Origin of the sequence: Parabacteroides distasonis (assembly GCF_004793765.1) — a bacterium.
Lineage (GTDB): Bacteria > Bacteroidota > Bacteroidia > Bacteroidales > Tannerellaceae > Parabacteroides > Parabacteroides distasonis_A.
In genome coordinates this window covers 100,736-117,007 of the sequence record NZ_SRYM01000007.1, presented here as the reverse complement: position 1 = coordinate 117,007, position 16,272 = coordinate 100,736, and the positions used below count along the sequence as shown (strand labels likewise).

General features: G+C 44.9%; 16 protein-coding genes and 2 pseudogenes. 9 read left to right on the top strand and 9 right to left on the bottom strand.

All coding sequences use genetic code 11. The annotated features are described in order from the left end of the window. Window positions 1-210: 210 nt before the first annotated feature. A pseudogene (locus tag E5342_RS04215) lies at window positions 211-306 on the bottom strand (lipoprotein); the annotation flags it as partial. Between the two features lie 381 nt (window positions 307-687). Between E5342_RS04215 and E5342_RS04210 the strand changes: the two are divergent. The 5 genes from E5342_RS04210 to E5342_RS04190 are packed head-to-tail and all read left to right on the top strand — an operon-like array spanning window position 688 to window position 5,094. Then, entirely contained in the window at window positions 688-1,128 is a 441-nt protein-coding gene (locus E5342_RS04210; protein WP_005855227.1) for an arginine repressor, read from the top strand. A 27-nt stretch (window positions 1,129-1,155) separates the two neighbouring features. After that, the gene (locus E5342_RS04205) at window positions 1,156-1,749 is read left to right on the top strand and encodes a GNAT family N-acetyltransferase (RefSeq protein WP_121734825.1); all 594 of its coding nucleotides are present in this window, start codon (window positions 1,156-1,158) and stop codon (window positions 1,747-1,749) included. Window positions 1,750-1,787: 38 nt separating this feature from the next. Continuing rightward, window positions 1,788-2,987, top strand: coding sequence for an argininosuccinate synthase (locus E5342_RS04200; protein ID WP_005865601.1), 1,200 nt, complete (start codon window positions 1,788-1,790; stop codon window positions 2,985-2,987). Then, window positions 2,984-3,952 carry an N-acetyl-gamma-glutamyl-phosphate reductase gene (argC, locus tag E5342_RS04195; RefSeq protein ID WP_005855221.1) on the top strand — a complete coding sequence of 323 codons (969 nt, stop codon included), beginning with the start codon at window positions 2,984-2,986 and terminating at the stop codon, window positions 3,950-3,952. Before E5342_RS04200 ends, argC begins: the two co-directional genes overlap by 4 nt. A gap of 14 nt (window positions 3,953-3,966) precedes the next feature. Then, entirely contained in the window at window positions 3,967-5,094 is a 1,128-nt protein-coding gene (locus tag E5342_RS04190; protein ID WP_135958881.1) for an aspartate aminotransferase family protein, read from the top strand. A gap of 171 nt (window positions 5,095-5,265) precedes the next feature. On the opposite strand, the gene E5342_RS04185 is transcribed toward E5342_RS04190, so the two are convergent. The 3 genes from E5342_RS04185 to E5342_RS04175 all read right to left on the bottom strand — a co-directional run bounded on the left by E5342_RS04185 (window position 5,266) and on the right by E5342_RS04175 (window position 8,255). Beyond that, on the bottom strand, window positions 5,266-7,359 hold the full coding sequence (locus E5342_RS04185; protein WP_121734827.1) for an outer membrane beta-barrel family protein: 2,094 nt from the start codon (window positions 7,357-7,359) through the stop codon (window positions 5,266-5,268). Between the two features lie 81 nt (window positions 7,360-7,440). After that, window positions 7,441-7,656: a PG1828 family lipoprotein gene (locus E5342_RS04180; protein ID WP_121734828.1), complete on the bottom strand. Its 216-nt coding sequence runs from the start codon at window positions 7,654-7,656 to the stop codon at window positions 7,441-7,443. A 272-nt stretch (window positions 7,657-7,928) separates the two neighbouring features. After that, window positions 7,929-8,255, bottom strand: a complete 327-nt coding sequence (locus tag E5342_RS04175) for a hypothetical protein (protein WP_135958880.1) — start codon at window positions 8,253-8,255, stop codon at window positions 7,929-7,931. Window positions 8,256-8,330: 75 nt separating this feature from the next. Here E5342_RS04175 and E5342_RS04170 point away from each other — a divergent pair, with 75 nt between their 5' ends. Continuing rightward, window positions 8,331-8,609, top strand: coding sequence for a hypothetical protein (locus tag E5342_RS04170; protein WP_135958879.1), 279 nt, complete (start codon window positions 8,331-8,333; stop codon window positions 8,607-8,609). A 40-nt stretch (window positions 8,610-8,649) separates the two neighbouring features. Here E5342_RS04170 and E5342_RS04165 read toward each other — a convergent pair whose 3' ends face one another. The 5 genes and pseudogenes from E5342_RS04165 to E5342_RS04145 form a co-directional block, all read right to left on the bottom strand. Further along, the gene (locus E5342_RS04165; protein ID WP_135958878.1) at window positions 8,650-10,314 is read right to left on the bottom strand and encodes an AMP-binding protein; all 1,665 of its coding nucleotides are present in this window, start codon (window positions 10,312-10,314) and stop codon (window positions 8,650-8,652) included. A gap of 516 nt (window positions 10,315-10,830) precedes the next feature. Beyond that, window positions 10,831-11,211 carry a hypothetical protein gene (locus tag E5342_RS04155; RefSeq protein ID WP_246867057.1) on the bottom strand — a complete coding sequence of 127 codons (381 nt, stop codon included), beginning with the start codon at window positions 11,209-11,211 and terminating at the stop codon, window positions 10,831-10,833. Further along, window positions 11,174-11,284 carry a DUF6194 family protein gene (locus tag E5342_RS19590; RefSeq protein WP_236651390.1) on the bottom strand — a complete coding sequence of 37 codons (111 nt, stop codon included), beginning with the start codon at window positions 11,282-11,284 and terminating at the stop codon, window positions 11,174-11,176. The genes E5342_RS04155 and E5342_RS19590 overlap by 38 nt, the downstream gene beginning before the upstream one ends. Further along, window positions 11,241-11,459 carry a hypothetical protein gene (locus E5342_RS19280; protein ID WP_147442487.1) on the bottom strand — a complete coding sequence of 73 codons (219 nt, stop codon included), beginning with the start codon at window positions 11,457-11,459 and terminating at the stop codon, window positions 11,241-11,243. Before E5342_RS19280 ends, E5342_RS19590 begins: the two co-directional genes overlap by 44 nt. 57 nt (window positions 11,460-11,516) lie before the next feature. Next, a pseudogene (locus E5342_RS04145) lies at window positions 11,517-11,705 on the bottom strand (PDDEXK nuclease domain-containing protein); the annotation flags it as partial. Window positions 11,706-12,291: 586 nt separating this feature from the next. Here E5342_RS04145 and E5342_RS04140 point away from each other — a divergent pair. From E5342_RS04140 to mazG, 3 genes are all read left to right on the top strand, one after another. Beyond that, window positions 12,292-13,206 carry an RluA family pseudouridine synthase gene (locus E5342_RS04140; RefSeq protein WP_121734833.1) on the top strand — a complete coding sequence of 305 codons (915 nt, stop codon included), beginning with the start codon at window positions 12,292-12,294 and terminating at the stop codon, window positions 13,204-13,206. Window positions 13,207-13,227: 21 nt separating this feature from the next. Continuing rightward, window positions 13,228-15,315, top strand: a complete 2,088-nt coding sequence (locus E5342_RS04135) for a protein-disulfide reductase DsbD family protein (RefSeq protein ID WP_121734834.1) — start codon at window positions 13,228-13,230, stop codon at window positions 15,313-15,315. A 69-nt stretch (window positions 15,316-15,384) separates the two neighbouring features. Beyond that, window positions 15,385-16,170 carry a nucleoside triphosphate pyrophosphohydrolase gene (gene mazG, locus E5342_RS04130; RefSeq protein WP_121734835.1) on the top strand — a complete coding sequence of 262 codons (786 nt, stop codon included), beginning with the start codon at window positions 15,385-15,387 and terminating at the stop codon, window positions 16,168-16,170. The last annotated feature ends 102 nt before the right edge of the window (window positions 16,171-16,272 follow it).

Genomic DNA, 16,272 nt, shown 5'->3' with positions numbered 1-16,272 from the left:
AGGTAAGAATCTCACTTTTCCCGAAAACATCGGCAATAATAAGGAAGAAAAGATAAGGTAATAGTTAAGAAATCATAAAGACGCAGGGAGAAAAACTATAAAAGTACACCTTTTCTTTGTATTCGTCATTCAGTACACATTTAGTACGCCCTATGAAAGTAGAAAACCCTGATAATCAAGCGATTATCAGGGTTTATTCGTACCCAGAGCCGAAACCAACAGCACTTGCTTACGTCCTGTCAACGGTACGCTGGAACAGCCTGCCAACAAAAGCAAGGCCACGAATAAACTTGCTATTTTTCTCATATCCTTTTACTTGAAATTAAACCTGATACTCTCTATTTAATAACGCAAAGATACTACCATTTTGTTCAAAACGACCACACCCTTTCGTTCTTTCTATAGGAAGTATTAGCCTTTTCTTTGAATGACATTCATTATCTACCATCCGTTGCATGATCATGCACCAATTGGTGCATGATATTCTAACAGCTGTTGTATGATCTTCTAACAGCTGATAGAAGATGAATATAAATAGATGAAATGCCTAATACTTATAGCAATTCAACCTAAGCTAAGCAGGAAAATCCCTTACCTCCTACTTATAGATAGAAAAAAAAACATTAATTGCATATTTATTCAACAATACTCTTTATATTTGCAGCCTGTTTTGCATAAATATACAACATGAGTACAAAGAAGGAACGATTGGATGCCATTTGCGGTATTATACAGACGAAGGTGATAAGTAATCAAGAAGAACTGCTTAAAGAATTGGAAGATAGCGGATTCTCGGTTACGCAAGCTACGCTTTCCCGCGACATCAAGCAACTGAAAGTAGCCAAGGTACACGACGGAAACGGAGATTATGTATATCGCCTTCCCGAAGAGAGTATAAGCAAACAAGCACAGCCTGAAGGCAAGAAAAAGCCGAATATCGAGTTTTCCGGAAACTTGGCAGTGGTGAAAACGCGACCGGGTTACGCCATGGGAATCGCCTCGGACATAGACTCCCATGCTCCTAGCGAGATACTGGCCACCATAGCCGGAGACGATACGATCTTGGTAATCCCCCGCAACGGTGTAAGCCAAGAGAAGGTGATTGCCGCTTTATCGCATTTTATATAAATGGAAAAACTAAGAACAAACAATAGAATGGAAAAGGAAATTGAAATCGATGTTATGATCGCCGAGGCCTCGCACGAGGAATACGTAGACACCATCCTGCAAACGATAGAGGATGCCGCTAAGGTGCGGGGCACGGGTATCGCCAAACGTACTCACGAGTATGTGGCCCAAAAGATGAAAGAGGGGAAAGCGGTAATCGCCTTGGCCGACAAGGAGTTCGCCGGATTCAGTTATATAGAGTCGTGGGGGAATAAGCAGTACGTGACGACCTCCGGCTTGATCGTACACCCGAAATTCCGCGGACTGGGGCTTGCGAAGCGCATCAAGGACATGACCTTTCAGCTGGCCCGCATGCGCTGGCCGAAAGCGAAGATATTCAGCCTTACCTCCGGAGCGGCCGTGATGAAGATGAATACCGAGCTGGGATATGTACCGGTGACGTTCTCCGATTTGACGGACGATGAGGCTTTCTGGCGGGGTTGCAACGGTTGCGTGAACCATGATATCTTGGAACGCACCGAACGTAAGTATTGCATCTGCACGGCCATGCTGTTCGACCCGGCCGATCCGCATCGTGCGCAACGAGAGCGGGAGGCCCGCGATCAGGCTAAAAAAGACTAAATGAACACGATAAAAAAACAACATAAAATAAAGAAACAATGAAGAAGAAAGTAGTAGTAGCGTTCAGTGGAGGTTTGGATACCTCATTCACGGTCATGTATCTGGCGAAGGAAAAAGGATACGAGGTATACGCCGCTTGCGCTAACACCGGTGGTTTCAGCGAGGAACAATTGAAACAAAACGAGGAGAACGCCTATAAGCTAGGCGCCACGAAATACGTGACAATCGACGTTACGAAAGAGTATTATGAGAAGAGCTTGAAGTACATGATTTTCGGAAACGTGCTGCGTAATGGTACGTATCCGATCTCCGTAAGTTCCGAGCGTATCTTCCAAGCCTTGGCGATCGCTCGCTACGCGAACGAGATTGGCGCCGACGCTATCGCCCATGGTTCTACCGGAGCGGGTAACGATCAGATCCGTTTCGATATGACTTTCTTGGTATTGGCTCCGAACGTGGAGATTATCACGTTGACCCGCGATATGGCCTTAAGCCGTGATTTTGAGATCAACTACTTGAAGGAACACGGTTTCGAGGCCGATTTCACGAAGTTGAAATACTCCTATAACGTAGGTCTCTGGGGAACCTCTATCTGCGGTGGCGAGATTCTTGACTCCGCACAAGGATTGCCCGAGAGCGCTTATCTGAAACAAGTGGAGAAGACCGGCAGCGAGCAATTGCGCATCGAGTTCAAGAACGGTGAGGTTCATGCCGTGAACGGTGAGGTGTTCGAGGATAAGATCGCCGCTATCCAGAAGATCGAGGAGATCGGGGCCGCTTACGGTATCGGCCGCGATATGCACGTGGGCGATACGATTATCGGTATCAAGGGACGTGTCGGTTTCGAGGCTGCCGCTCCAATGTTGATTATCGGGGCACACCGCTTCCTAGAGAAATATACGTTGAGCAAATGGCAACAATATTGGAAGGATCAGGTAGCGAACTGGTACGGCATGTTCTTACACGAGAGCCAATATCTGGAACCGGTGATGCGCGATATCGAGGCGATGTTGCAAGAGTCTCAGCGCAACGTGAACGGTACGGCTATTCTGGAGCTTCGTCCGTTGTCCTTCTCTACCGTTGGCGTAGAATCTGAGGACGACTTGGTAAAGACGAAATTCGGTGAGTACGGAGAGATGCAGAAAGGCTGGACCGCCGAAGACGCCAAAGGCTTCATCAAGGTTCTTTCCACTCCGTTGCGTGTTTATTATACGAACCATAAAGACGAAGAGATATGATTAAATGCGGAATTATAGGCGGAGCGGGTTACACGGCGGGTGAATTGATCCGCCTGCTCCTAAACCACCCTGATGCCGAGCTTACATTTATAAACAGTAGCAGTAACGCCGGTAACAAGATCACGGACGTGCATGGCGGTCTTTATGGCGAGACGGATTTGGTGTTCACCAGCGAGTTACCGCTGGATAGCATCGACCTTCTGTTCTTCTGTACCGCTCATGGCGATACGAAGAAGTTCATGGAGAGCCACACGGTTCCCGAGAATGTGAAGATTATCGACCTGAGCATGGACTACCGGATCGAAGGCCCGGAGCACGATTTCGTGTACGGCCTGCCGGAATTAAACCGCCGCCGGATTTGCAACGCCCGGCATATAGCGAACCCCGGTTGTTTCGCTACTTGCATCCAATTGGGCGTATTGCCGTTGGCGAAGCACTTGATGCTGAATTCCGACTTGCATGTCAATGCCATCACGGGTTCTACGGGAGCGGGCGTGAAGCCTTCTTCCACCTCTCACTTTAGCTGGCGCAACGACAACATATCGATCTATAAGCCTTTTACGCATCAGCACTTGGCCGAGATCAATCAGAGCTTGAGCCAGTTGCAGAAGAGCTATTCAAGCCGGATCAACTTCATCCCCGTACGCGGTAATTTCTCCCGTGGTATATTCGCCACGACATACATCGATTGCAAGATCGACTTGGTAGAGATCCGACGTATTTATGAGGAATATTATGATGATCACAGCTTCACGTTTATCACTGATAAGAACCCGGATTTGAAACAAGTGGTAAATACGAATAAATGCTTGATCCACTTACAGAAAATAGATGATAAGCTCCTTATCATCTCTATGATCGATAACTTATTGAAGGGCGCTAGCGGCCAAGCGGTACACAACATGAACTTATTGTTCGGGTTGGAGGAGACGGTTGGCTTACACTTAAAACCCTCTGCGTTTTAAAAAATACGACAAAGATGAATTTATTCGACGTATATCCATTATTTAATATAGAGATCGTACAAGGTAAAGGATGCCATGTATGGGATAGCGAGGGAAACGAGTACCTCGACTTATATGGCGGCCATGCCGTAATCTCGGTGGGTCACAGCCACCCTACTTACGTAAAGGCGATTACCAAGCAGGTAAATAAATTAGGCTTTTATTCGAACTCGGTTATCAATAGCTTGCAACAAAAATTAGCGGATAAGCTAGGAAAGGCTTCCGGCTACGAGGATTATTCGTTGTTCTTGATCAACTCCGGAGCGGAGGCGAACGAGAATGCGTTAAAGCTCGCCTCTTTCCATAATGGAAAGAAGCGGGTGATCGCATTCAAGCACGCCTTTCATGGCCGTACCTCCGCCGCCGTACGTGTGACGGATAACCCGAAGATCATCGCTCCGGTAAATGAGGATCTAGCGGTTACTTATCTTCCATTGAACGACGCTTCCGCCGTAGAGGAAGAGTTGAAGAAGGGGGATGTATCTTCCGTGATCATCGAAGGTATCCAAGGTGTAGGTGGCATCCAATTGCCAACGGATGATTTTATGCGTGAGTTACGCGACTTGTGTACGACTTATGATGCCTGTCTGATCTTGGATGAGATCCAATCCGGATATGGAAGAAGCGGTAAATTCTTCGCGCACCAATATACCGGTATCAAGCCGGACTTGATCTCGGTAGCGAAAGGCATCGCTAATGGCTTCCCGATGGGTGGATTATTGATCAGCCCGAAATTCAAGCCGGTTTATGGTATGCTCGGCACTACTTTCGGAGGTAACCATTTGGCTTGTGCGGCCGCTATCGCCGTTCTCGATATTATGGAAGACGAGCGTTTGACTGATAACGCCGCGAAAGTGGGTGCCTATTTATTGGAAGAGCTTCATAAACTTCCGGGTATCAAAGAAATTCGAGGCCGTGGCTTAATGATCGGTATCGAGTTCGAGGAATCTATCAAGGAAATGCGTAGCAAACTTCTCTTTGAGGAGAAAGTGTTCACGGGCGTAGCCGGAACCAATACGATCCGTCTGCTTCCTCCGCTTTGCTTGACGATGGATGAAGCCAAGGAATTTATCCGTCGCTTCAAGAAAGTCCTAAACGCTTAATTGTTCTTTATTTCATAAAAAGGGAGGATGTCTGAATCAGTGTTCTCCTTTTTTCATTCCTCCCCCAACGGCAAGGATGCTTCCATTCCGCACGGATCAATAAGAGCATAAAGCAAAGGTCGTCACTAAACGATGTACGGTGACGACCTTTACACAGTTCAGCGACGACCTTTACAAAACATAAGTCAACGTAAGCCAAGCTACCCGGGCATCACGATTGCGTTTCTGCGTCATTTCTAAGTTCGGGGCATCAATAATCGTTATTTCTTCCAAACTATCGAATAGATTGTTGATACTTAAGTTCGCACATAATTTACGATTGAGGAAATACTGAGAAAGACCGGCATTTACGCTATAACGGCCTTTGATCTTACCTTGAGGCGTAAGTTGGTCGGAAACGTAGAAGCCGTCTACCTGAAAATCCGTAGTCGGCGTAATACTTACGTTTACATTCCCCTTTACATCCCAACAAACCAAAGACTTCTTCTCGTCATAGCCTATCGTGCGCCCATCAATCTCGTCCCGATAGATATCTCCAGAGAAACCGACCGTCAAGATACGTACCGGCTTCCAGCTACCGGACAAGTCGGCTCCGACTGCTTGGCTATGTCCGATATTCTCTTTCTTCCAAACCGTCTCGTCATTTACTTGGCTAGCGGTTTCCATGATACGATTCGTACGATTCCGGTAATAAATAGCCGGAGTCAAACGGAGACGGGTAGCGTAGAACTGATATCCCAGTTCTACGTTATGGATAAACTCATCCTTCAAGTCCGGATTACCTTGAATGATGTGCGTAGCGTCACTACTATTGAGGGCAGAACATAGATAAGCTCCTGTCGGGCGAATCACACGCTGTTGATAACTCAGAATCAACTTATTATTTTTATTCACCTCATAAGTAAAGCGGACACGAGGATATAAATGAAAACGAGAATTCTCAATCTCCCCCCATTGATAAGCAGAACCACCCCAAGCCGGACTCGGATCATTCATTCGGGTATGGCTGAACTCCGCCTGTACCCCCAAATCAACATTCAGGTTTCCCCAGCTCTTTATTACCGTAGCATAAATCAAATTTAAGTACCGGTTGAAATCATAATTATAAGACTTCAATTCATTCAACACAAAACTCCCGTCTTTCTTGTCCGAAGCTGTTGTTATATAATCCTCTTTCCGGGCACGCCCGATGTAACCAACACTAAAGTCCCAACCTTCGATCTCCTGTTCATATCCAAATCCCCAGAAATAATTATGTTTCGTATGGTCGATAGATTGGTTATCCTCCGAGACTATATTTCCGTTTTGAGGATTCTCATTCTTGAAATCATTATCCTCATCATACGAGAAATTATTATAGTTGAATACGGTATAAAAACCTTGATTCTCTGCGATCTCATGGTTCCAATACGCTTCGGCGGCATAAGCTTCCTGACACTGATCGTTATACCGGTTACGGATCACATACTTCATTTGCTCCCCTTTTGGGTTGAATACCCGGTTGTTAATGCGTCCATACCGGCTATAATCCATCAAATGATACAGGCCATGCACGGTGATCCGGTCTTTTGCGGAAAGATCATAATCAACTTTCATATCCGCCACATGCACGTCCGGACGAGCCGTGGCGTTATTATTCATCTCCGTCCGGTTTTTAGCTGTCGCAGTTGATTTGCTGAAAGATCGTTCCCGGTATTCCCTTCTATAATTGTATTTCGCATTGATATGGAATTTTCCAGGATGCAAATTCAATACCGCTCCCGCATTATATCGCTCATTCCATCCCGCCCCAAACGTAACATATAGAGGGGAATCTCCCGTTCCATACATACGAGGCACCAGATTGAGTATGCCCGCATCACCATCCGGCACCGCATTAATCGGAGGAAATGCCCCTAATGAGATCTGGTTAAAGAACAGGGCGGGAAGTTGGATCAGCACGTCACCGCTATATTCTTCCAGCAAACCGTAAGGAACTCCATCGACAAGCATCCCGACATTACCGGAGCCCCTGTATGTAACGGCTCCTTCCATATCGGTTATGACAGAAGGCAATTGGCGAAAAGCATCTGCCGCCGTATTGGTAACGCTACTCAAGTTATTATCTACCCGCAAGATTTTCATCCCGCCCCTCTCGCTCAACCCAGCGAAACGGGTACCCTGAATCTCTATGTTCCGGATCGTAAGCGTCGTATCGGCAGGAGTCTGCGAGAATACCGGCATAGCCAATAGAGCGGCCAATGGAAGAAGTAAAATTTGTCTCATATCATTATCTATGGTTTATAAACAAAAAAAGTCTGTATGTTCAACGCATACAGACTGTCCTCAAAACTCGTTTACTGATTATTATTCAGCAGGAGCAGCTTCTACGGCAACAGAGTCAGTAACCTCAACAGCTACAGAATCAGTAGCGGCAGCATCCTCTTCTACTACAGGAGCTTTCTCAACTACAGTAGCCTCTTCTGTTTCAGCAACAGATTCGGTAGATTCAGCAGATTTGTTGCCACAAGATGCGAATGATACAACTGCGATAACAGCAGCAAATGCAACTAACTTTTTCATTTTGTTCTTAATTTAAACGGTCTATAATATCTTGTTGTAAAACGATGCAAATGTATGTATTAATCATATATGTTGTACAACATAAGATAGTTTTTTTTGAATTATTTTTCACTGCTTTTACAATATACTGAATATTAGTTGCTTTTGCTTTCTATTTCGATTTGAATAAGGACAAATATCCTTCAAAAAAGGATCTATATCATTTTTTCCTCTACAAGGTCAGATACGGATCCCTTATAAGGGGAAACTATTTCAAAAAAAGTGAAGACGTGCTACAAGATTATTCTCAGACTAACTTTATCAATAAATAATATCAACATAAATATCACCCGCACCTGTCCTGATTGAGTGCTTCTAAACTCCACTCGACAACCACGACCATCTCCACTAGGCGTAACCGTATTCGTTCCTGTCCCCACAGCAGACCAACGATATTCATAACCGGCCGCAGAGGGACCACTCAACGTATAATAAGCACTTCCAATTCCTCCTACACCTAATGAAACACTAGAATTTCCACCAATAAAAAAATACTCAATTTGAGCAATAGGCAAACTTGCATTCAAACCTGAAGCCCTACCAGCCTCAACACCAACCATTGCGAATGCTGTAAACAACACTAATTATAAAGTATCTTCAGCAACGTATTATCCAGTAGCGAAAACAATGGTAACGTGCGTTGCCTGGAGAATCCAGATCTCCCCGTAATCGGCTTCGTGGAGGTAGCCACCATCACCCGAAAATCAACCTATCTATACAACCGAGATCACGATTATTACGAGCCACGGTCGCAAGAGTGCCCCAAATACCCCTACATCTACCACCAAGACTTGCCTTGGCTGGATTATCTAAGCGAGATCAAGCTCGTATCGTACCCGGATTGCGTTGATTGCCGCAAGCTCTACAACGCAACCAAGACAAAACCGAGCTGGTGGCCCACGGATCATCTATAGGCATCGGATTCTCTTCACCGATTCCTCCTCTCGCTAGCACTCAATAATTGCTATACAAATAACGCTTAATACTTTTCTTCGGTGTTTTCTCGAATTCTGTCGGATACAATTGCACCTCAGAGATCGTCTCGTAAGGAGCCAGGAGCTTATTTAGCTCGATCCGGTTTTGCTCCATGATGACCGGGAGATCGGAGTGCGAGATCCCCGTGCTGTCCACCGTGTCGTAATCGGGATAGACCAAAGCGACCAGCTTGCCGTTCTTCTCCACCACCAGGCTCTCCATAATGAAAGGCAGGTTGTTCAGCTTGGACTCGATCTCCTCCGGATAGATGTTCTGCCCGCTGGGACCCAAGATCATCGTCTTGCTACGTCCACGTATAAAAATACGGTTGTCATGATCGATCGTACCCAAATCACCCGTTTTTAGCCAGCCATCTTTCGTAAAGACATTTTGGGTTGCCTCCTCATTCTTATAATAGCCTTTCATTACGTTCTCGCCCGATACCTGGATCTCGCCTACCTTATTATAAGGATCTTCCGAATCGATACGGACTTTCATGATCCCTTTCAAGATCTGTCCGCAAGAGCCAGGCACATACTCATCATTATGGTCATAACTGATCAACGGACCACATTCCGTCATGCCATAACCGATCGTGAACGGGAATTTGATCTTATACAAGAAATCCGTTACTTCTTGATTCATGGCGGCCCCCCCCACGATCACCTCGCGGAAACGCCCACCCAAGGCATCTACCAAATGTTTACGGATCTGGGCGTAGATGCGCGAGTCCAACAAGGGGATATTCAAGGCCAACTTCAAGGTTCGCTTACTCAACTGAGGAAGAATCATCTTCTTATAGATCTTCTCCAAGATCAGCGGAACCATCAAGATCAAGTTCGGCTTCACCTCCTCGAATGCCTTTAATAAGATTTTAGGAGACGGCACCTTACCTAACAAATAGACATGCACCCCGAATGCCATGGGTACTAATAAATTGAAAGCGCAACTATAGGCATGGGCCAAAGGCAGGAAACATAATTCCCTGTCACCTCTAAACAAAAGATCCAAGGTCCGGGCATACGTCACGTTACCGGCCAAATTATTCCCCGTTAACATAACCCCTTTGCTGAAGCCGGTCGTACCCGATGTATAGTTGATTTCTACCACCTTGTCATTATCCAGCTCCGCATATTTGATATCCTCTTTGGTAAAGCCATCCGGATATTTCTCGGTCATCTTCTCATCCAGCGATTTCATCAGTTTCTGGATATTCTCGCCATCCCGCTGATGTAAACAACGATAATCAGAAAGAGAAAATACACCGCGAACCTCCTCGATCTTATCCTCTTCCAAGGAATCCCAAATCCGGTCGCTAACGAACAAAAAGACCGATTCAGAATGGTTGATTATATGATGGACGTCATTCGGATTGAAGTCTTGAAGAATTGGTACGATAATCGCCCCATAAGTAACAGCCGCCATATAAGCGATACACCAACGGGAACTGTCTTTACCGATCAACGCAATCTTGTCTCCTCGGCGGACTTGGCATTCATGAAATAAAAGATGAATACGTGCGATCTCCGTTGCTACATCACCAAAAGTGAAGGTCTTACCTTTTCCGTAATCCGTTAATGCCGGCAAGGCCCAGTTTTCCTTGAAACTCTCCTCGTAAATCTTAATGAAATTCTCTTTGATCATAGCACTCTTTTGTGAAATTCGTGTAAAAGTAAAAACAAATCCTTACTTTTACCATGATATAACCTATAAATTTAAAATAAGAATGAAAAGAATCACTCTCGCATGGACATTGATCCTCTGTAATTTTATTACATTTATCGCCTATTCATCCTCAGATGCTGGAGAAAGAAGCGTAAGCATTATCCCCGCTCCGCCCCAAATGACAGTAGGCGAAGGCACATTCACGGTTCATCCTTTAGCTTGGCTACATAAATCACCAACTTTTAGCGTATACAACTTTCCGTTTTTGATAAAATGTATGCCGTATTGTCAAAATTCAAAGTGGACAGATAATATTCTTAAATGTTTGATTGGCTATTTAGAAAAAATGGCTAATCGGAAGTCGCATTTTGTGGATTTTCAACAGTGCAACCGACCGAGACATTCTCATATCCGTTATTCCAGTCATTAGGGATGCAGACTGAAAATCATTCAATCCGCTTTGTCAGAAATATAAATGATTCCACATTCCCATATTTAAGCTCTCTTTACATATTTGCTTACAAACATTGCGATCCAACCCAAAACAAGGTAGATTGCGGCATATATCAGGAACCAGACCTCCTTTATATCAAAAAACAACCATGTTCCAGCCAAAAACATGACTGTAGCAATCAACGGAAGATTCCACATCTGCCTGATGTTTCTTCCACAAATAGTTCCCAATACGATTAAATAAGCTGGATTGAGAACTAGAAATAATATCATACACAAGGCCATGCCGATGCACTCCGATACGAAATGAGCAATCGCGAATGGTAAAATGAACATTCCTGCAACTGTGATACATAACCAATAAATATATTCGTTATCACAACGGTTATTTCCTTTTGCTGAATTTCTCTTTTGCATATTCATAAGATTCAAGTATATATGGCTTCAATGATTCAAAAGTCGTTTCGGATGGGCTCAAAGCGCAAATCCAACCCATCCACGCATAGACCGGATGCGGCATCCGGTTTTCCATAGAAATCATCTTCCGGGCATGATGGAACAACCTCATTTATCATGATTGCCCGTATCGTATTCGGATTAATCTCTACATTGTTGAAACGCATATCGGTCTTTCTTTCTAAGAGTTGCTGTAGCAGTTCCTCGATATTCATAATACTATCCTTTATAGTTACGTTTTACTTCGTCAATCGACTTGCCGCTTATTCCAAATATAGAATCAGGTCGGCAAAGAAATCACTGTTATCAATTTGAAAATGCTTCTGTCGGGCAACAAAAGCAAAACCATTGCCCATTTCCACGGACTGTTTCATATACCAATAACTTACACCCAATGGAAGCGAACTGTTAAGCATAATCATATGGCTTGCCCAATTGGTTCTTGCAACAGGTGATGCTATTTATAATATTTTCAGATTACAAATATAGTTCAATAGCGATAATCTATGAAGCTAATTGATACAAACATGAAGGAGAAACAGCTAATACATTTATTAGGTCGTAAGCCTACAATTCTAACTGGCTAGGTTCTCCGATTAAGAGAGTTGCAGTCTGATTCAGCCTATAGTCATTAAAAACTAGTGTCAAAGTTGGTTCACTGCAACTCTTCTTTTCAAATATACACTTATATTTTTATTGGGATATTTAATACTGCAAATGTAAATGCGGCAAAACTAAAATGATCTCTCCGAAAAGTTACAGATTGTAACCACAGGACCTAAAAGAGTCGTATCAAGCTCTGTTTTGAGTAATGAGTATGGCTCTTCTTTTTGTTCAAGTTTCAAATCAAAAGCCCATCTAGGCTCAATTTGAGTTTTGACACAACCTCGCTATTTAAAAAACAGAGTGAATGGCTATTACTTTTATATCTGGGGATTTAAAAGTTTATTCCTAATAACAAGCAAACTATTTATAACGGTTTTTCTATTCCGCACTATTGCAGCTTTGCGTAAATGCCTGTATCTTCGCGTACTATAAAAAATAGATATGAGAAAGCGATCTGAGTATAAAGGAGGGGATAATCGACGTAAACCCTCTAAAGAACGACGGGTAATGGTGGGTGAAAGTAACACTTTGCTACCTTTCCTGTTCGAGTTATTAAAAGAACAAAGCCGCTCGTCCGTGAAAGGATTATTGAGCAGGGGACAGATCTCGGTAAACGGGAAAGTCACCCGGCAGTTCGATGCCCCGCTGAACCCTAACGATACGGTCGGGATCAACTATGGAAGAGGGAAGGTGGAATTCAACAATCCGTTACTTAGAATTGTTTGGGAAGATGATGACCTCATCGTGATCAACAAGCGGGAAGGTTTGCTATCCGTATCTACCGATCGTATCAAGGAGCGTACGGCCTACCGTATCCTGAGCGATTACTTGAAAGAATGCGACCCTCGCAACAAGATATTCGTTTTGCACCGTCTGGACCGAGACACATCGGGTATCATGATGTTCGCCAAGAACCAGAAGGTAAAAGAGCAACTACAGTCCAATTGGAGCGAGGCCGTCACGCAACGGACCTACGTGGCCGTGATAGAGGGACGACCGGAGAAAGACACGGATTTGATCGTATCCAACCTCGTGGAGAACAAGCATATGCAAGTGTACGTGACGCAAGATGGTGACGGGAAGGAAGCGATCACACGCTACCGACTCCTGCAAACGAACAATCGCTATTCGCTCGTGGAACTCGATCTGGAGACGGGACGCAAGAACCAAATCCGTGCGCAGATGCAATCCATCGGCCATCCGATAGCCGGAGACTCTAAATACGGGGCGGAGACAAATCCCGCCGGACGCTTGATGCTCCATGCCCGCAGGCTCTGTTTCATCCACCCGGTAACAGGCGAGGAGATGCGCTTCGAGACACGGATCCCGGAGAAATTCACATCGACAGCAAAGTAATCTATCAATAAAGGACAAAAAATGAAGAAGCTCATCAGTTCGATCATGCTGGCGCTAATAGCGCTGGTAGCGCAGGCACAAATACTTACGCCTGTCAAGTGGAAAATTAAACTAGACGACAAGGGCGGCGCACCCGAGAAAGAGATCGTCTTTACCGCCACGGCGGAGAAAGGTTGGCACCTGTATGACATGAACCTGCCGGAAGGAGGTCCTGTTTCTACATCTTTCACATTCGAGACATTGAATGGAGCTGAACTGATAGGCCAGCCGGTTCCTTCAGTAAAGCCAACCACGGTTTACGACGAGCAATTCGCCATGAATCTTCGTTGGTATCCGGGTACGGTATCGTTCACCCAAAAACTAAAGGTTACCGATCCCGCAAAATTCAAGGCGGAGGGCGAGGTGGAATTTATGGCTTGTAATGACGAGACTTGCCTTCCCCCGGATCAAATACCTTTCTCTTTCGATAAGAAAAGTATCCATGTAGATCCAGCTCTGGCAGCTAATAGCTCGACTACAGAGGTGGATAAAGATGACGTCACGACCGTACAGCCGGATACGCAGGTCGTAGCGGAAGATGCTAGCGAATTGAACACTCCGGACCCCGCCGCTAAAGAGACACCGGCTACGACATCTCCTAAAGCATCCGACAGCTTAACCGACAGCCCGAATCTTTGGTCTCCGGTTATCGACCAATTGAAATCGTTCGGCGACGCTACGGTATCGGCGGCGGATACGTCTTGGTTATTCATCTTCTTTGCGGGTTTCTTGGGAGGTTTGATCGCCTTATTGACTCCTTGCGTTTGGCCGATGATCCCTATGACGGTTAGCTTCTTCCTGAAACGTACGAAAGATCGTAAGAAAGCGATTCGCGACGCTATCACCTATGGATTATCTATTATCGTAATCTATTTGGTTATGGGCTTGTTGATTACCGGCATCTTCGGAGCGAGTGCATTGAATGATTTATCAACGAACGCGATCTTTAATATCCTGTTCTTCTTGCTGTTGGTAGTATTCGCAGTCTCCTTCTTCGGAGCCTTCGAGCTGGTATTACCTGCGTCATGGACTAGCAAATTGGATAGCAAGGCCGATTCAACGACCGGTATATTAAGTATTTTCTTTATGTCGTTTACGTTGGTATTGGTATCTTTCTCTTGTACGGGGCCGATTATCGGAACCTTGTTGGTACAGGCTGCTTCTATGGGTACGGCGGTAGGACCGGCTATCGGTATGTTTGGTTTCGCTTTGGCGTTATCCATCCCGTTCAGTGTCTTCGCCATCTTCCCGAATATGCTGCAAAGTATGCCGAAATCCGGCGGATGGTTGAATTCAGTGAAGGTCGTATTGGGCTTCTTGGAGTTGGCATTGGCTTTGAAGTTCCTTTCCGTAGCGGACTTAGCGTATGGCTGGCGTTTACTAGACCGTGAGGCTTTTATCGTGCTTTGGATCGTGATCTTCAGCTTATTGGGTGTTTATTTATTAGGAAAGATCAAGTTTAGCCATGATAGCGAAGTAAAATATGTATCTGTTCCTCGTCTGTTCATGGCGATTATCTCTTTCGCTTTCGCCATTTACATGGTTCCGGGACTTTGGGGCGCTCCGTTAAAGGCAATCAGCGCATTCGCTCCTCCGTTGTATACACAAGATTTCAATCTATACAAAAACGAGGTACACGCTGCGTTCGACGATTATGAATCCGGTATGGCTTATGCCAAGAAGGTAAATAAACCCGTCATGATCGACTTCTCCGGTTTCGGTTGCGTAAACTGCCGTAAGATGGAGGCTTCCGTTTGGACGGATCCTAAGGTGAAACAAATGCTAGAAAATGGTTACGTGTTAATCACTCTCATGGTAGACGATAAAACGAAACTCCCGCAACCCATCGAGATCCAAGAGAACGGAAAGACTCGTAAGCTGAAAACGATCGGTGATAAATGGAGTTATTTGCAACGAAGCAAGTTCGGTTCTAATGCCCAGCCATTCTACATCTTATTGAATGACGAGGGACAGCCGCTCGGACCTTCATACGCATTCAATGAGGATGTTTCCAAATACATCCAGTTCCTTCAAAACGGATTGAAAGAATTCAAGAAAGAACAACAATAAAACAAACAGAGGGCCGGGTTCTACCCTGCCCTCATTCTTTTTACAATCATTATAGAATAAGTAAATAATATGGCAACTAGAGAAGAGAAGCTGGAAGCCTTCGGGCAATTACTCGACATTCTGGATGAATTACGGGTAAAATGCCCTTGGGATCGTAAACAGACAAACGAGAGCCTCCGTACGAATACGATCGAGGAAACCTATGAATTATGCGAGGCCCTGATGCGTGAGGATAACACAAACATAAAAAAGGAATTAGGAGACCTGTTATTGCACATCGTCTTTTACTCCAAGATCGGCGAGGAAAAAGAAGCTTTCGATATCAAGGATGTCTGCGACAGCCTTTGCCAGAAACTGATTTACCGCCATCCACACGTATTCGGAGATACCTCCGCCGATACCGCCCAAAAGGTAGAGCAAAGCTGGGAGCAGCTTAAATTGAAAGAAAAGGGGGGTAACAAAACCGTGCTGGAAGGTGTTCCCGCTTCCCTCCCATCCGTAGTAAAAGCGCATCGTATCCAAGATAAGGCCCGTAACGTAGGTTTCGACTGGGAACAACGGGATCAAGTATGGGATAAGGTACAGGAGGAATTGAATGAGTTGAAAACCGAGATAGACAGGATGGACGCAGATAAGATGGAAGCTGAGTTCGGAGATCTCTTCTTTAGCTTGATCAACGCTGCCCGCCTATACAAAATAAATCCGGACAATGCATTGGAACGCACGAACCAGAAGTTTACCCGCCGTTTTAATTATCTGGAGGAACATACGATCCAAGAAGGTCGTTCCTTGAAAGATATGACATTGGAGGAAATGGACCAACTATGGAATGAGGCCAAGGCCAAAGGCTTATAAAGCAAGGATAAGGGCAAAACAAAAGGGGAACCGACATCACGTCGCCACCCCTCCCTTAACTTAAACGCCAAAACTAAATCTAAACAAAAAACACAAATAATG

Bases quoted from the DNA above. Each gene is read 5' to 3' on its own strand.
- E5342_RS04210 (WP_005855227.1), top strand. From the start codon at position 688: ATGAGTACAAAGAAGGAACGATTGGATGCCATTTGCGGTATTATACAG.
- E5342_RS04205 (WP_121734825.1), top strand. From the start codon at position 1,156: ATGGAAAAGGAAATTGAAATCGATGTTATGATCGCCGAGGCCTCGCAC.
- E5342_RS04200 (WP_005865601.1), top strand. From the start codon at position 1,788: ATGAAGAAGAAAGTAGTAGTAGCGTTCAGTGGAGGTTTGGATACCTCA.
- argC (WP_005855221.1), top strand. From the start codon at position 2,984: ATGATTAAATGCGGAATTATAGGCGGAGCGGGTTACACGGCGGGTGAA.
- E5342_RS04190 (WP_135958881.1), top strand. From the start codon at position 3,967: ATGAATTTATTCGACGTATATCCATTATTTAATATAGAGATCGTACAA.
- E5342_RS04185 (WP_121734827.1), bottom strand. From the start codon at position 7,359: ATGAGACAAATTTTACTTCTTCCATTGGCCGCTCTATTGGCTATGCCG.
- E5342_RS04180 (WP_121734828.1), bottom strand. From the start codon at position 7,656: ATGAAAAAGTTAGTTGCATTTGCTGCTGTTATCGCAGTTGTATCATTC.
- E5342_RS04175 (WP_135958880.1), bottom strand. From the start codon at position 8,255: ATGGTTGGTGTTGAGGCTGGTAGGGCTTCAGGTTTGAATGCAAGTTTG.
- E5342_RS04165 (WP_135958878.1), bottom strand. From the start codon at position 10,314: ATGATCAAAGAGAATTTCATTAAGATTTACGAGGAGAGTTTCAAGGAA.
- E5342_RS04155 (WP_246867057.1), bottom strand. From the start codon at position 11,211: ATGAATATGCAAAAGAGAAATTCAGCAAAAGGAAATAACCGTTGTGAT.
- E5342_RS19590 (WP_236651390.1), bottom strand. From the start codon at position 11,284: ATGGGTTGGATTTGCGCTTTGAGCCCATCCGAAACGACTTTTGAATCA.
- E5342_RS19280 (WP_147442487.1), bottom strand. From the start codon at position 11,459: ATGAATATCGAGGAACTGCTACAGCAACTCTTAGAAAGAAAGACCGAT.
- E5342_RS04140 (WP_121734833.1), top strand. From the start codon at position 12,292: ATGAGAAAGCGATCTGAGTATAAAGGAGGGGATAATCGACGTAAACCC.
- E5342_RS04135 (WP_121734834.1), top strand. From the start codon at position 13,228: ATGAAGAAGCTCATCAGTTCGATCATGCTGGCGCTAATAGCGCTGGTA.
- mazG (WP_121734835.1), top strand. From the start codon at position 15,385: ATGGCAACTAGAGAAGAGAAGCTGGAAGCCTTCGGGCAATTACTCGAC.